The sequence below is a fragment of the Streptomyces sp. PA03-1a genome (genome assembly GCF_033792805.1).
Taxonomy (GTDB): Bacteria; Actinomycetota; Actinomycetes; order Streptomycetales; family Streptomycetaceae; genus Actinacidiphila.
The window spans coordinates 1-15,605 of the sequence record NZ_JARAVO010000226.1 but is presented as its reverse complement, the minus strand read 5'-3'; the positions used below and the strand labels follow the sequence as shown (position 1 = coordinate 15,605).

Sequence of the window (15,605 nt, the reverse complement as noted above, 5' to 3'; positions counted from 1 at the left end):
CACCCGGCCCGCACTCCCCCTGCCCAGCGCCCACTACGGCCTCGTGGGCCTGCGGCAACGCGCCGCGCTGCTCGGCGGCACCGTCACCTCGGGCCCGACGGCCGACGGCGGCTACGAGCTCAGGCTGGAACTGCCCGCCGCGGGCACCTGAAGCGGCGCCGCCCGGCCCCGCTCCGCGGCCGCCGCATGCACCCGGCGTGCCAGGAGTTTGCCGAGCTCCCACAGGAGCAGCAGGACGACGGCGGACAGCAGGGCCCAGCCGAACTGCCGCAGGTTGATCCCGGTGGTGCCCAGGATGCGCCGGAAGCCGTCCATCTGGGTCACCAGGACGGCGAGGACGAACTCGCCCAGGGCCGCCCAGTTCATCTGCTTGCTGTCGAAGGTGGTGGTCGTGAGGACGGAGGCGGTTTCGCTGCGGCACTCGAACGCGGCCACGATCAGGCAGAGCGCGAAGGCGGTGAAGGCCATCGAGTTGCCGACGGCGGCGCTGTGGAAGTGGCTCTCCCCCACCTTGATCAGGGCCAGCAGGATGACGGTGACCGCCAGCCCGCTCAGCCCCACCGTGATCAGCACGGGCCTGGTGAGCACGGACTGTCCGCGGGGCCGGGGCGTGCGGCGCATCAGGCCGGGGCTCTCCTGGTCGAAGCCGAGGGCGAAGCCGAAGGGGGCGTTGACGACGAAGTGCACCCACAGGACCTGGGCGGGGGTGAAGGGTTCACCGGCGGCGATGTTGAGCAGGGTCGCGCCGAGGAAGGTCAGGACGAAGGTGACCAGCAGCAGGAGGACGAAGCGGATGTACTTGGTGAGGTTGTCGTAGAGCTTCCGGCCCTCCTCCACCGCGTGGATGATCGTGGCGAAGTTGTCGTCGGACAGGATCATGCGGCCGGCGTTCTTGGCGACGTCGGTGCCGCTGCCCATGGCGATGCCGATGTCCGAGGCCTTGATGGCGGGGGCGTCGTTGACGCCGTCGCCGGTCATCGCCACCACCTCGCCCTTCTTCTTGAGGGTGTCGGCGAGCAGGACCTTGTGCTCGGGGGCGACCCGTCCTACCACGCCGATGTCGTCGATGCGGGCGAGGCGTTCCTCCTCCGGCAGCGCGGCGAAGTCCGCGCCGAGCATCGCCTCGCCGGGGATGCCGAGCTGCCGCGCGATGGCGGCGCCGGTGGTGACGTCGTCGCCGGTGACCATGCGGACCCTGATGTGGGCGGCCTGGGCGTCCGCGACCGCGTCCCGGGACTCCTCGCGGGGCGGGTCGATCATGCCGACGAGGCTGGTCATCCGCAGGTCGGTGACGAGGGCGAGGAGGTCGCCGGCGGGGTCGAAGCCGGCGGGGTCCAGGTCGCGGGTGGCGGCGGCCATGACGCGGCGTCCCTCGCCGCCCATCCGCTCGGTGGCCCCCTGGGCGCGCCGGCTGAGGTCGTCGTCCCAGGGCACGGTCGTACCGGCGGACAGCGCGGTCGCGGCCCGTGCCATCACGGCCGGCGCCGCGCCCTTGACGAAGCACCGTACGACCGGGCGGCCCGAGGCGTCGGTGGCCGAGTGGAAGGTGGCCATCAGCTTGTAGCCGGGGTCGAACGGCAGGGTGGCCAGCCGGGGCAGCCGTTCGCGGGTGGCCTCGATGTCCAGCCCGGCCTTGTGGCCGAGGACGAGCAGCGCGCCCTCGGTGGGGTCGCCCACCACCGTGCCGTCCACCAGTTTGGCGTCGCTGGCCAGCACGTACGGCAGGATCGCGTCCTCGATGCGGCGTGGTGGATCCTGCCCTCCAGGCCGTAGCCGGTGCCGGAGACGGTGTAGCGGTCGGTGGGGCTGACCACCTCGACGGCGGTCATCTGGTTCATCGTCAGGGTGCCGGTCTTGTCTGAGTTGATGGCGGAGGTGAAGCCGAGGGTCTCGACCGAGGGCAGTTCCTTCACGATCGCGTTGCGCCGGGCGAGGTTGAGGCTGCCGACCGAGAGGATCACCTGGGTCACCGTGGGCAGCGCCTCGGGGATCGCGGCGATGGCCAGGGACACCGCGCTGACGAACAGCGCGTCCCACTCCTGGCCGCGGGCACGGCCGAGGGCGAACATCACGACCATCGTCAGGCCCGCGGCCGCGGCGATCCACAGGGTGAGGTCGTCGAGCTCCTTGGTCAGCGGCGACTGCTCCTTGGCGGTGGCCGACAGCATCCCGGAGATCTTCCCCAGCTCCGTGCCCGAGCCCGTGCCGGTGACGATCAGGACGCCGCTCCCGTGCGTGACGGGGGTGTTCATGAAGGCCATGTTGGTCTGGTCGCCGGGCCCGAGGGGGGTGGCGCCCGCGGGCAGGGCGCCGGTGTCCTTGACGGCGGGGACGCTCTCGCCGGTCAGCGCGGACTCGTCGATCTGCAGGGCGTTGGCCCGGACGATCCGCCCGTCGGCCGGCACCTGGTCGCCGGCGGCGATGAGCACGATGTCGCCCGCCACGACTCCCTCGGCCGGGATCTCCGACTCGGTGCCGTCCCGCCGCACCCGCGCGGTCGCCTTCATCATCGACTTCAGGGCGTTCATCGCGCTCTCGGCCTTGCCCTCCTGGCGCAGCCCGACGACCGCGTTGAGCAGGGTCAGCAGGACCAGGAGGATGCCGGTGCTCCACTGGGCGATCAGGAACGAGACGACGGCCGCGGCGACCAGGATGATCTGCATGTAGCTGCGGTACTGGTCGAGGAAGCGCCGCCACGCCGGCGGCGGTTTCTCCTCGGGCAGCGCGTTCGGGCCGTGCGCGGCCAGCAGTTCGGTCACCCGCGCCGCCGGCAGGCTGGCGTCCGGGTCGACCTCGAACGCCATGGCGACGTCCTGCGGGGACCGGGCGTACCAGCCTTCCGGTGACGCGGGCCGTTCCCCCTCCGGGTGGGGCTGCACCGTCATCGTCCTGCCTCCGATCCGGTCGCTGCGTCGGGCCGTCGGGCGGCCCGGCGGTCCGGCGGTCCGGCGGTCCCGGCCCTAGGCCGTGTCGTCAAATGAGCGCCGGCCGCCCGGAGGGCGGGCTCGGCGGCGTCTGGTGCGGTGCATCGCAAGGCGGAGAGTCGTCCTCGTAGTGGGTTACTCGGACGATTCGACAACGCAGCGTGGGGGCACCCCCGGCCGAAGGCTGGGGGAGTGCCGTACCAGGCGTCGCCGAGCAGGCGGGCATTTGACGACACGGCCTAGCGGCGCCGCGCGTCCTTCGTCCGCCGCCGGGCCGCGTACGGGTCGGCCGGCGCCCCTTGCGGGGCCTCGGCCTCCAACTCCCGCCGGGCGGCGAGCAGGTCGCGCCGGGCCTCCTCGCCGACCGTGGGGTACTGGGGGTCGATCTCCATCAGCGTGTGGGCGAGCACCGCCGCGGCGCAGATCCGCGCGAACCACTTCCGGTCCGCCGGGACGACGTACCAGGGGGCGTGCTTGGTGCTCGTCGCCGACAGCATCTCGGAGAAGGCCCTCTGGTACTCGTCCCAGTGGCGGCGCTCCCGCACGTCGGCGGCGGAGAACTTCCAGTTCTTCTCGGGGAGGTCGATCCGCTTCAGGAAGCGGGCGCGCTGCTCCTCCTTGGAGAGGTTGAGGAAGACCTTGACGACCTTGAAGCCGTTGTCGGTCAGGTAGCGCTCCCAGTTGTTGATCTCCTGGTAGCGCCGCTCCCAGATGCCCGCGCCCTTGGGCTGCTCCGGCAGCTTCTGCCGCTGGAGGACCTCGTGGTGCACCCGGACGACGAGGACCTCCTCGTAGTGGGAGCGGTTGAAGATCGCGATCTCGCCCCGCGCGGGCAGCCGCTGCGCGTAGCGCCACAGGTAGTCGTGGTCGAGCTCCTCCGCGGAGGGCACCTTGAAGCTGCTGACCCGCACGCCCTGCGGGTTCACCCCGCTCATGACGTGACGGATGGTGCCGTCCTTGCCCCCGGCGTCGAGTGCCTGGAGGCAGAGCAGCACCCCGTAGGTGTCCTGGGCGGCCAGCCGCGCCTGGTACTCGGCCAGCAGCGACACACCCGTGCTCAGCAGTCCGACGCCGTCCCGCTTCTTCAGGCTGCCCTTGTACCGGGGGTCGAAGTCCCTGGCCAGGTCCACGGTGAACCCGGGCTCCACGCGCAGCGGCTCGATGAACGCGGCTATGCGCCTGGCCTGAGTGTCCGCCATCGCCGTCCGGCCTTTCTACGAGCGGGGATACCCGCCACGGTCCGCCGCCCCGGACGGTGCGTCAAACGGACCGGGTCCGTTCGCCTGAACGGGCGGCGCCGGCCGCGGACCGGATCGGCGGCCCGGCCTGCCCGCACCTGCGCCACTCCCGCGGGCTGCAGCCGAACCGGTCGTGGAACCAGCGGGAGAACGCGCTCAGCGACGAGAAGCCCAGCAGACGGGAGACCTCCGTGAGCGACCGGCACGGGCCGGCCACGAACTTCCGCGCCAGGTCCATGCGGGTGGCGTTGAGCAGCGAGGAGAACGTCTCGCCCGAGCGGGCCAGGTGCCGGTGGAGGGTGCGCCGGTCGACGCCGAGGCTGCGGGCCACCTGCTCGATCGAGCAGCGGCCGGAGGGCAGCAGCACCTCGATCAGTTCCCGCACCCGGTCCACGACGGCGGCGTCCCGGGGACCCGCGAGCACCTGCGGCCGCCCGCCCGCGTACCCGGGCGGGCGGTCCGCAGTGGCGTTGCGGGCGTCGAGGTCGTCGTCCCGCAGGAGGATGCCGTCGAACTCCCGGTCGAACTCCACGACCGGGCCGAACAGCCGCCGGTGGGTCACCGTGTCCGCCGGTGCGGGGTGGGCGAACCACACCGAGAGCGGCTGCCAGTGGGGGTGCAGCACCTCGCGCAGGGTCCGGTGGTAGGCGGCGACGGCCAGTTCCGTGGCCTGCCGGGCCTCCATCGGCACGCCGAGCCGTACGCCCACCCTGAGGGCGGCGAGTCCGTCCGCCTCGGACAGCCGGGCGTCCAGCACCTCGTTGTACACGCGCTGGTGCCGGATCAGGACGCCGAGCACACCGCGGACGTCGGGCTCCTGACGGACGACCAGGCCGATCGGGCCCAGGTCGCGGAAGCGGCGGAACTCCGCGAGGAGCAGCCCGAAGTCCTCGTGCCCGGAGGCCTCCGCCGAGAGTTCCAGTACCTGGGCCACGGCCGCGCCGGAAATCCACCGCTCCGGGACGGCGAGCGTCGCGACGTCCAGGCCCACGCGCCTCATCAGCGTCCGCGGGTCGATGCCGAGGGAGCGGCTCAGCTCGGCGTATCCGCTGAGCGCGGCGGTACGGACCAGGGGCCGCAACGGCGCACACCCCCTCTCCGTCCGAGAATGACGGGCCCACCGTCACGCCGGGCCGGGCACGCGGCGGAGTCGGCAACCTAGCACGGCACCCGGCACCCGGCACCCGGCCCGGCCTTCGTGGACCTCGCCGCCGGCGGGCGGGCCGGTCAGCCCGCAGGCGCGGGGAGGGCCTGCTCGGTCCAGATCGTCTTGCCGTCCTCCGCGTACCGCGTGCCCCACAGGTCGGCGAGCTGGGCGACGATGAACAGCCCACGGCCGCCCTCGTCCACGGTGCGCGCGTGCAGCAGGTGCGGGGCGGCGGGGCTGGTGTCCCGGACCTCGCAGGTCAGCATCCGGTCGTTGATGAGGCGCAGCCGCATCGGGGGGCTCCCGTAGCGGATCGCGTTGGTGACCAGTTCGCTGACGATCAGCTCGGCGTTGAAGACGGTGTCCTCGTCCGCTCCCCACTCGGCGAGCCGGTCGCGGACCAGGGCCCGCGCGGTGGCGACCGCCGTGCGGTCGTCCGCGAGCGGCCAGGCGGCGACGCGGTCGGCCGGGAAGGGGCGTGTGCGGGCCAGCAGGAGCATCGGCAGACCCTGGTCGACGCCACCGGGAAGCGTGTACATGATCTCGTCGCAGATGTCCTGGAGCGGACGGTCCGGCCCCGGCCGGCCGCCCTTGAGCGGTGTGGAACCGCCCGCCAGGTGCAGGGACAGCACCGGCGAGCTGGTGAAGGCCAGGACGCTGCCCTCCGGGATGTCGAGCTCGGCGGCGGCGAAGGGCGTCCCCCCTGCGGTGCCCAGCCGCGGCCCGTCCGGGATCTCCGGGATCTGCGCGCTGCCGTCCGGCCGTACGAGCACCGGCGCGAGATGACCGGCGCGGGCCATCGTGCATCTGCGGGTCAGCGGGTCGTACACGGCGTACACGCAGGCGGCGGTGAGGGTCTCCCGGTGCAGTGGGTCGGCGGGCGGCAGTGAGGCGCGCTCGGCCGCCAGGTGCGTCGTGATGTCGTTGAGCCGGGCCAGCAGCTCGTCGGGCCCCAGGTCGAACGCGCTCAGCGAGCGGATGACGGTACGCAACTGGCCCATGCCGGCGGTGGCGTGGATGCCCTGTCCCGCCACGTCCCCGACGACCAGCGCGGTCCGGGCGCTGGACAGCGGGATCGTGTCGTACCAGGACCCCGCCGCGCCCTCCCTCGCCGCCGACAAGTAGGCGGTCTCCAGCGCGGTGTGCGAGACGGGGCGACGGGGCAGCAGCTGCCGCCGCACCGTGGCGGCGACGCTGTGCTCCCGGGTGTAGCGGCGGGCGTTGTCGATGCACAGGGCGGTGTGGTCGGCCAGCTGCAGCGCGATCTCCACGTCCTCCTCCGTGAAGGGCTCCAGGCGTTCCGTGCGGTAGAGGCTGATCAGCCCGAGCACCGTCCCGCGCAGTGCCAGCGGCACCGTGAGCAGCGTCTGCATCCCCGAGGCACGGATCGCCTCGGCGCGGGCGGGGTCGGTGGCCAGCCACGGCAGCCCGGAGTGCAGCCGCACCACGCGGGGACGCAGGTCGGTCAGCGCCTGGGTGTACGGGGTCGGGTCGGGCAGGCTCCGCACGTCGCCCACCGGGTACGCCTGGGGCTGCCCGAGGCCGGCGCTGCTCCCGAACGCGGCCCGCCGCAGCGGGGTCCCCGGGGGCAGCGGCGACAGCGGCGGGTCGTCGCCGCGGACCACGTCGTCGACGACCTCCACCACGACGACGTCGGCGAAGGCGGGCACCACGGCGTCGACGAGTTCCTCGCAGGTCACCACCACGTCCAGGGTGCGGCCCACGCGATCGCGCACCGCGTTGAGGACGCGCAGCCGGGCACGCCCCTTCTCCCGCTCGGTCACGTCGACCACGGCGAGCGCGACGCCCAGGACCGTCCCGTCCGGGTCCTCCAGCCGGAAGACGGAGAGCGAGTAGGAGTGCGACTCGCCGTCCCCGGTCAGCGGGTACGTCCGCACGAGGTCCTCGATCAACGGGACGCCGGTCTCCAGCACCTGGCGCAGGCGCACCTCCACGTCGTCGGGCGAGACGACGGGATAGGCGTCGCGGAAGTACCGCCCGAGGAGGTCCTCCGAGCGCACCCCGCGCATGGCAGGGGTGCCCATGTTGACGCGGACCACCCGCAGGTCCGGGTCGAGGACGTGCAGGCCGACCGGCGACTGGGTGAACAGGGCGCGCAGGATCGCCGCCTCCGCGTCACCCATGGGAGCGGGCGGGCTGCCGTGCGCCACTGGAACCACCTCCGTCGGCGCCCGCCCGGTGGACACGGGATGGGCGCCGCCTACGGCCGTCCTCCCCAGGTTTAGTGCGAACCACCGCAACCGGCGACCCGGGCGGCCCGGATGCCTGACACCGCCAGGACACGCCGCCCCGCCCGCCTCAGGACTCGGACAGCGGCTGCTCCGCCCAGATGGTCTTCCCGCCCGCCGTGTAGCGGCTGCCCCAGCGGCTGGAGAGCTGGGCGACGAGGAACAGCCCGCGGCCGCCCTCGTCGGACAGCCGGGCCCGGCGCAGCCGGGGCTGGGTCTGGCTCGGGTCGGACACCTCGCAGACCAGGGTGTCGTCGCGGATCAGGCGCAGCCCGACGGGGTCGCCGCCGTAGCGGATCGCGTTGGTGACCAGCTCACTGGTGATGAGTTCGGTCGTGAACGCCAGGTGCTTGAGGTCCCACAGCTGCAGCTGGCTCTCCACCGCGGTCCTGGCCCGCGCCACGATCGCGGGATCGGCGGGGAACTCCCAGGTGGCGACGGAGCCGGGCGGCAGGGGGCGCATGCGAGCGACGAGCAGCGTGACGTCGTCCCCGGGCGGTTCGGCGAGGAGTTCGTCGAGGATCGCGCGGCCGGTCTGGGTGGGGGTGCGGGTCCCGCCGGGGTCCGTGGCGAGCACCGAGCACAGACGCCCGAGCCGCTCCTGCGCGGAGCCGTCGGGGTGGGACAGGAGCGGCTCGTTGAAGAACGCGAGCAGACCGCCCGGGGGGACCTCGAAGCCGACCGGCTCGAAGGGCAGGCTGTCCACGCCCAGCGCCGGACCGGGCTTGAGGCCGATCACCTGGGCGGGGGCGCCCGGCGCGGCGTACACCGGCGCGGGATGCCCGGCGCTCGCCATCTCGCAGCGGCCCTCGACGGGGTCGTAGACGCAGTACAGGCAGGTGGCGCCGACCGCGCTGCCGCCCGCCGTGCCGTCCTGGTCCTCGCCGTGCGGCGGGGCGACGTCGCCGAGCCTGACGACGAGGTCGTCCATGTGGGCCAGGAGCTCACCGGGCGGCAGGTCGAGGTCGGCCAGGGTCTGCACCGCCGTGCGGAGCCTGCCCATGGTGGCCGCCGCGTTCAGGCCGTGGCCGGTGACGTCCCCGCTGACCAGCGCCAGCCGGCTGGAGGACAGCGGGATCACGTCGAACCAGGCGCCGCCGACCGCTTCCGTCGTGCCCGCCGGTACGTAGCTGCCGGCGGTCAGCACCCCGGTGGTCTCGGTGATCGACGGCGGGAGCAGGCTGCGCTGGAGCGCCTCGACGGTACGGTGCTCGCGCGTGTAGCGGCGGGCGTTGTCCAGGCCCAGGGAGGCCCGTGAGGCAAGCTCCTCCGCGAGGCCGGCGTCGCCCGGGCCGTACGGCGGGAGGGCGGCGGTCCGCCACATCACCAGGACGCCGAGCACCAGGCCGCGGGCGATCAGCGGCACGCTCAGGAAGGACACCGCCGTGTCGGGCAGCAGCAGCCGGCTGCGTTCGAGGTCCCCGGCCAGGCCCTCGCGCCAGGAGGTCAGGTCCGACCTGAAGACGGCGGCACCACCGCGCAGGTGGTCGCTCTCCAGGCTGCGCAGGCGGAAGCCGGCGCCCCGGGGGTGGATCTCGGGGGGCCAGGAGCCGTCCGAGGAGGCCACGGCTACCCTGCGGAAGGGGGCACCGAGCCGGAACTCGCCGGGTTCCTGGCCGATCAGCACGGTGTGGGTGAGGTCCACCGCGGCCAGGTCGGCGAAGCGGTGGGAGACGAGCACGTCCACGAGTTCCTGGGCGACCCTGGCGACGTCCAGGCTGCGGCCGATGCCCTCCGCGGCGGCGTGCATCAACTCCATGCGCTGGCGGGCGGCGTACTCCTGGGTGACGTCGGTGAAGATGACGGCGACCCCGACGGGGCGGTCGTTCGCGCCGTGCAGCCGGAAGGCGGAGAACGACGCCACCCTTTTGACGTCCGGTGTCCCCTGGCGCCGGGCGCTGTGCACCCAGGCGACCAGCGGCTCCCCGGTCTCGGCCACGTGCCTCAGCTGCTCCCGGAGCGCCGCCGCGTCCTTGGGGAGCAGCACGTCCTCGACGGTCCAGTCCGTCGGATCCACGCGGACGCCTGCTTCCGGCGGGAGGTCGATGCCGGAGACGAGGTTGAACCGGGTGGTCTCCAGCGCCATGTCGTGGATCGCGAGGCCGACGTGCCGCTGCTGGAAGAGGGCCCTGAGCAGTGCCTCGTCCTCCCTGCGGCGTTCGGCCACCGCGCGGGGTGTGACGGTCACGACCATCCCCCCGGTCGGGCCGCCGCCCGCGGCCGTCGGCTGCACCCGCAGCCGCACCGGGACCGTGGTGCCGTCGCTGTGCCGCAGCTCGGCGTCCTCCTCCGCTTCGGCGGCGCCGGCCGCGGGGAGGAGGCGTGCCCACACCTCCGGGGCCGTCAGGAGTTCGGCGACCGGGTGTCCGCACACCGCCCCGGGGGGCCGTCCGGTCAGCTCGTGCACCGATCCGGTGCACATGAGCACGTCGCCGTGCCCGTCGACGACGAACAGGGCGCCGCTGCCGTCATGCGGCGAGCCGAGGTTGTCCAGGTCGGTGTGTGTAGTCACCCGGTCGTCCGATGTCGTGGTTCCCCCTCCCATTCAAACCCCCGGGAGCCCGCACGCGCATCGCCACCGGGCCCGGTCGGGCGCCGTCGCCGCCGGCGGCTCAGGGCGCGGGGCGGCCGGTGACGTCGACCCGGCCGAACGCCGCGCCGGCGCCCCTCAGGGAGACTTCGCCGGGGGCGAGGTGGTCCACCCCCGGGACGCCGCCGTCCGGGGTGCCGGACAGGAGGGCGGCCAGCTCGGCGGTGGTGACGGGGGTCCCGGGCAGCACGCCGGGCGGGGCGGCGGACGCCGTGACCGTCCACAATGCGGCCCCGGCGAACACCGACTCCTCCACGCCGCGCAGCCATCTCACCAGGGCACGGCGCGACGAGGAGGCGGCCCGCTGGTGGACGACCACCCCGAGCAGCGGCCCGGCCCACCGCGCGAGCCGCTCCGGGGGCCCGGAAGCGGTCACCTCGGGGCCGAAGGGCCGGCCGACCATGAGCAACGGCGTCCCGTGCTCGATCTTCCGCACCTCCGCGCGGAGATCGCCGTACGGCAGGACGGCCCGGGTGGCGCGGCCGGTGAGCGCGGAGAGCGCCGGCCGCTCCCCCCACGCCGCGTCCAGTTCGCCGAGCCACCGAGCCAGTTCGCCGGCCGTGGTGACCGGCCTGCGTTCGAGGACGGCCGGGTGCAGGAGGAGCCCGGACTGGTGTGCGAGGGTGTCCGGTCGCGTACGGACGAGCACCCGGCCGTCCGCGGGGCGCGGCCCGGAACCGGCCGGACGCCCGTCGCGTGCCTCCAGGCCGATCAGGACGTCGCCGGAGCGGTGGTACAGGGTGACGGCGAGCGCCTCGGGCAGCGGGTGGGCCGGCGCCTCCCGGCGCGGGACCGGTACGGGGAGCAGCGGCGACAGCTGGTGCAGCCATGCGGCGAGCGCGGCCGGATCGGCGACCGGGGCCGTGAGGCGTACCGTGCCCGCGCGCTCGCCCGACGGCACGACGCGCAGGGCGTCCGCGCCGGTGCGGCCCTCGACGCGGAGCTCGACCGAGGTCTCCCCCTGCCGGGCACCGCGGTGCGTGATGGCGCGCAGCGCGTCGGCGCCCGCGGCGGCGAGGAACCGGGCGAGGGCGCCGGTGTCACCGGCCCGGTGGATCACGCTCCCGTAGTCGGGGAAGACCGGACCGCTCCACACGTCGTACCCGGCGACCGTGTCCCCGAGCAGCTTGCGCCGCACACCGTCGAGCCAGTCGGCCAGTTCCCCGGAACCGGCCCGCCACAGCAGTGGATCGTCCACCGCGCCCCCTCCCCCGAGTTTTACGGCACATTAAGTCCAGGGTGTGCCAGGGCCGTCAACTCCCGGCGGCGGATGACCCGTACTGGGGGGCGCGTGGTCGCACGCCAGGGTGCTCCCTGCGCACTTCTGTGTGCAGAGCGCTTACGGAGGCCTACTGTGCGCACATGCCAGCAACCCCGCTAGAACGCGCCGAGCATTTCGTGTGGCTGACCGCACGCGTGCTCGAGCAGCGCAGGTTCGCGTACCACTTCCGGAACGGCCCGGCGGACGCGGTGGAGACCGCGCTGACCGCCTACCGCAACGGCGACGACGGCTACGGCCACGCCCTCGAGCCCGATCTGCGCGGCACGGTCAGCCAGCCGCTGCACGTGGCCCACGCGCTGCGCGTGCTCGACGAGATCGGCAGGTGCGCCGGCCAGCGCGCCGAGCGGATCTGCCGCTACGTGACGGCCGTGTCGACCCCGGAGGGCGCGCTGCCCGCGCTCCACCCCTCGCTGCGCGGCTTCCCCGTCGCTCCCTGGCTGCCCCTGGTCGACAGCCCGCCGGGCGGCCTGCTGGCCACCGGGCCGGTGGTGGGCACGCTCCACCGCAACGAGGTCTGGCACGCCTGGCTGTTCCGGGCCACGGACTTCTGCTGGGAGGCGATCGAGACCCTCGACAAGACCCACCCCGCCGAGGTCGTGGCCGCGATGGCGTTCCTGGACCACGCGCCCGACCGGGCGCGGGCCCGGGCGGCGGCGGCGCGGCTGGGACGGATCGTGCGCGAGCAGCGGCTCGTCGTACTGGACCCCAGGCGGCACCCGGAGGCCGCGCCGCCGTCCGGATCCCCGGACGGCGAGCACCGTTTCGCGTTCGACTACGCGCGCACGCCGGACTCCCCGGCGCGGGAGTGGTTCACGGACGCGGAGATGGACCGCGCGCTGGACTTCCTGGCGGCCGGCCAGCAGGACGACGGCGGCTGGCCCGCGCGCCGGGCCGCGTGGGCCCCCGGGACCCTGCTGGAGTGGCGGCCGCTGGTCACCCTCGACGCGCTGCTCACCCTGCGGGCGTACGGACGCCTCGCCTGAGGACGGCTCACCCGGCGGCGTCGCGCAGCAGCAGCGCGGCCAGTGCCAGGGCCGTGCCGTGCGGCGCGGCGAGGTCGAGCCCGGTGAGTTCGCAGATCCGGGCCAGCCGGTTGTCGACGGTATTGGGGTGCAGCCCCAACTGCCGCGCGGTGCTGCGGCGTTCCTGCCGGCTGCCGAGGTAGGTCCGCAGCGTCTCGACCAGGTCCTGGCGGCCCGCGATCGGGTCGAGCAGGGCCGCTATGCGGTCGCTGCTCTCGTCGCGCCGCGACAGGTGGTACTCCAGCAGCACGTCGTCGAGCCGGTGCAGCCCCGGCGGCAGCCCTCCGGCGCGCGCCACCCTCAGCACCTCCGTCGCCGTGCGGGCGGCACCGGGGATGTCCGCGGGGCCTGCGGCCGTGACGGCGGCCAGCCGCACGTCCGCGGAGCAGGCGCGGCGCAGCGGTGCGAGCAGCGCGTCGTCGCCGCCCGGCAGCACCGGGCGGCCGGGGACGACGGCGTGGCCGCCGGTGTCGTCGAGCAGGGCCGGCACCTCGGTGCCGAAAGCGCGGTCCAGCGCGGCCTGGGCCCGGCGCGACCTGCGGTGCGCGGCCGCCGGGGGGCGGCCGGCGGCGTCCTCGGGCGGGAGGTGGAGGGCGAGCACGAGGGCGCCGCCCGCCAGGCCCAGCCGCCCGGCGGGGAACCGTTCCGGCGCCAGGGAGCCGTCCAGCAGCGCCCGCACCAGGGCGCGGCGCTCCTCACGGCGTTCGGCGGCGAGCGTGCTCTGCTCGTCCAGGTACGTCTCGGAGACGGCGCCGACGATGCCCTCCTGGATGCCGATGAGGACGTCGGCGAGTTCGGCGAGCGCGGCCTCCTCGCCCGGCCGCGCCGCCTCCCGCAGCGCCCGCCACAGCACGGCGGTGCCGCGCAGATGGCCGCGCAGCACCAGGTGCAGGGGCAGCCCCTCCTCGGCCCGCTGGGCGGCGCGTTCCCTGAAGCGGTCGAAGTCGCCCCGCTCCGGCCGCTCGGCGGGAGTGCCGTGGACGACCCGGCGCAGGAAGAGCCGCAGGCCGTGGCGCGCGGTGGCGGCGAGCTCCCCGTCCTTGACGTCCGCGGGCAGCTCGGCATAGCCGGGGAGGTCGGCGAAGGCGCGCGTCGTCATGGAGCGGGCGATCTCGTTCACCCTGTGCTCGCAGCGCGCCGCGAGGGCGCGGGCCGCGTCGGAGAGGACCGGCAGGGAGTCGACCGCCATCGTCCCACCCTCACTTGCGCATCCGTTGTGACGGGTCACATTAACCCGTCACCCGGTGACGGCCCGCAGCGCTCCGGTCACCACCACCGCGACGGCGACGACCACAAGGAAGGGAGCGCGCAGCAGGAGGGCGACGCCGGCCGCCGCCAGACCCGCGGCGCGCGCGTCGATCACCAGGCCGCGCCCGTCCCCGAAGGTCTGCAGTGCGGTGAGGGCCGCCAGCAGGGCGATGGGCAGCAGCGCGGCCAGCCGCCGCACGACGGGGCGTTCCAGGAAGCCCGCGGGAACGGACAGGCCCAGCAGTTTCACGGCGTAGCAGCCGAAGGCGGTGACGCCCACGGCGATCCACGTGCTCATCGGTCGGCCTCCTTGCGGCGGGTCGCGGCCAGGACGAGCGGTGCGGCCAGCGCCGCGACCAGGACGGGCACCCCGGCGGGGAGCAGCGGCAGGCACACCAGGGCGAGCGGTACGGCGACCGCCGCCGTGGCCCGCTCGCGGCGGCCCCGCAGCATGGGTGCGAGCAGCGCGAGGAAGACCGCCGGACCGGCGGCGTCCAGGCCCCAGTCGGCCGGGTCGCCGAGCGCGGCGGCGCCGAACGCGCCGAGGAACGTGGTCAGGTTCCACAGCGCGTAGAGGGTGGCGCCGGTGACCGTGAAACCCAGCCGGGCGCTCGCCCGGTCGGGCTGCGCCAGGGCGACGGCGGACGTCTCGTCGATCACCCACTGCGCCGCGAAGGGGCGCAGTGCGCGCGGGACGCGCAGCAGTTCGGACAGCCGCAGCCCGTAGAAGGCGTTGCGCACCCCGAGGAAGAGCGCCCCGGCGGCGGCCGCCAGGGGAGCGCCGCCCGGGCCCAGGGCGCCGACGAGCGCGAACTGCGAGGCGCCGGTGAACACCAGCAGGCTGAGCGCGCAGGTCTGCAGCAGGCTCAGGCCGGCCCCGGCCGAGGTCACTCCGAAGGCGAAGCCGGACAGGCCGACGGCGACACCCACTCCCAGGGCGTCGCGGACCACCGCGGAACGCGGCTTGAGGGACGGCGGTGGGTGCGGCCGGTGCCGGCCGGCTTCCATGGGTGCTGCGGTCACCTGCCCGACGCTAGGCCGCGCCCTTGGGGCCGTCTTGTACGTTCTTGCGCTCCCGCTGGTACGCGCCCGGCGGCACCCCCACGATCCGCGTGAAGTGGCGGTTCAGATGGGGCTGGTCGGTGAAGCCCACGGCGACCGCGGCATCGGCCGGTGCCGTCCCGTCGTCCAGCAGCCGCCTCGCGCGCCGGACCCGGGCGTCGGTGAGCCAGGCGTGCGGGGGCATGCCGTACAGGTCGCGGAAGCCGCGCAGCAGCGCGAAGGGACTCGTGCCCAGCCCGGCCGCGAGCTCCGCCAGCGGCGGCGGATCGGTGAGGCGCGCCTCCAGGATCTGCCGGGCCCGCTCGGCCTTGCGGGCGCCCGCGGTGAGAAGGGCGCGCTCGGGCAGCGTGCCCCCGTGGGCGCGCAGCAGCCGGGCGACGGCGAGCCGCATCATGGTGTCGGCGGCGAGCGCGTTGCCCTGGTCGGCCGCCCGCAGCACCTGGGTGACCAGGTGCACGGCGTACGGGTCCTCTGCGACGGCGACGGTGAAGCCCGCCGTCCCGCGGATCGCCGTCGTCTCCGCCGCGACGGAGGCCACGACGTCCGTCCCGGGGTAGAGCACGCTGTACGTCCACCCCTCGGGCACGCCCGCGTGCCCGGTGTGCGCGGTGTCGGGGTTGATCAGCGCCACCGCCCCCGGCCCCGCCCGCTCGATCGTGCCGTGGTGGTGGAAGGCCTCGACTCCGTGGGTGATGCCGGCGATCACGAACGACTCGTGCGTGTGCCGGACGAACGTCTTGCGCACGTACCGTGCCCGCAGGAGATGGACGTCCGGCAGGCCCGGATGCCTCCAGAACCGCGCCCGCTCGTCCGACCCCATCCCCCCATTCTGCGCCGTACCCG

The 15,605-nt window shown here is 74.5% G+C and carries 11 protein-coding genes and 1 pseudogene; 2 read left to right on the top strand and 10 right to left on the bottom strand.

The window, feature by feature from the left end; translation table 11 throughout:
* The coding region (locus PV341_RS35990) for an ATP-binding protein (protein ID WP_500360016.1) at positions 1 to 151 on the top strand (151 nt) is incomplete at its 5' end.
* On the opposite strand, the pseudogene PV341_RS35985 reads toward PV341_RS35990, so the two are convergent.
* The 6 genes and pseudogenes from PV341_RS35985 to PV341_RS35960 form a co-directional block, all read right to left on the bottom strand.
* Positions 112 to 2,885, bottom strand: a pseudogene (locus PV341_RS35985) (cation-translocating P-type ATPase). The gene PV341_RS35990 and the pseudogene PV341_RS35985 sit on opposite strands and share 40 nt — an antisense overlap.
* A gap of 278 nt (positions 2,886 to 3,163) precedes the next feature.
* Positions 3,164 to 4,123 carry a polyphosphate kinase 2 family protein gene (locus tag PV341_RS35980; protein WP_500360015.1) on the bottom strand — a complete coding sequence of 320 codons (960 nt, stop codon included), beginning with the start codon at positions 4,121 to 4,123 and terminating at the stop codon, positions 3,164 to 3,166.
* 61 nt (positions 4,124 to 4,184) lie between these two features.
* Positions 4,185 to 5,243, bottom strand: coding sequence for an AraC family transcriptional regulator ligand-binding domain-containing protein (locus PV341_RS35975; RefSeq protein WP_500329072.1), 1,059 nt, complete (start codon positions 5,241 to 5,243; stop codon positions 4,185 to 4,187).
* 146 nt (positions 5,244 to 5,389) lie between these two features.
* The gene (locus PV341_RS35970; protein WP_500360014.1) at positions 5,390 to 7,480 is read right to left on the bottom strand and encodes a SpoIIE family protein phosphatase; all 2,091 of its coding nucleotides are present in this window, start codon (positions 7,478 to 7,480) and stop codon (positions 5,390 to 5,392) included.
* A 148-nt stretch (positions 7,481 to 7,628) separates the two neighbouring features.
* Complete coding sequence (locus PV341_RS35965; RefSeq protein ID WP_500329074.1) at positions 7,629 to 10,070, bottom strand: ATP-binding SpoIIE family protein phosphatase; 2,442 nt, start codon at positions 10,068 to 10,070, stop codon at positions 7,629 to 7,631.
* 100 nt (positions 10,071 to 10,170) lie between these two features.
* Positions 10,171 to 11,346, bottom strand: coding sequence for a hypothetical protein (locus tag PV341_RS35960; protein ID WP_500360012.1), 1,176 nt, complete (start codon positions 11,344 to 11,346; stop codon positions 10,171 to 10,173).
* A 164-nt stretch (positions 11,347 to 11,510) separates the two neighbouring features.
* On the opposite strand from PV341_RS35960, the gene PV341_RS35955 reads away from it, so the two are divergent.
* Positions 11,511 to 12,413, top strand: a complete 903-nt coding sequence (locus PV341_RS35955; RefSeq protein ID WP_500329076.1) for a hypothetical protein — start codon at positions 11,511 to 11,513, stop codon at positions 12,411 to 12,413.
* A gap of 7 nt (positions 12,414 to 12,420) precedes the next feature.
* Here the strand turns inward: PV341_RS35955 and PV341_RS35950 are convergent, their stop codons facing one another.
* The 4 genes from PV341_RS35950 to PV341_RS35935 are packed head-to-tail and all read right to left on the bottom strand — an operon-like array spanning position 12,421 to position 15,582.
* On the bottom strand, positions 12,421 to 13,641 hold the full coding sequence (locus PV341_RS35950) for a PucR family transcriptional regulator (protein ID WP_500329077.1): 1,221 nt from the start codon (positions 13,639 to 13,641) through the stop codon (positions 12,421 to 12,423).
* A gap of 48 nt (positions 13,642 to 13,689) precedes the next feature.
* Positions 13,690 to 13,998, bottom strand: a complete 309-nt coding sequence (locus PV341_RS35945; protein ID WP_500329078.1) for an AzlD domain-containing protein — start codon at positions 13,996 to 13,998, stop codon at positions 13,690 to 13,692.
* Entirely contained in the window at positions 13,995 to 14,708 is a 714-nt protein-coding gene (locus PV341_RS35940; RefSeq protein ID WP_500329093.1) for an AzlC family ABC transporter permease, read from the bottom strand. Before PV341_RS35940 ends, PV341_RS35945 begins: the two co-directional genes overlap by 4 nt.
* Before the next feature lie 25 nt (positions 14,709 to 14,733).
* Entirely contained in the window at positions 14,734 to 15,582 is an 849-nt protein-coding gene (locus PV341_RS35935; protein WP_500360011.1) for an AraC family transcriptional regulator, read from the bottom strand.
* Between the last annotated feature and the right edge of the window lie 23 nt (positions 15,583 to 15,605).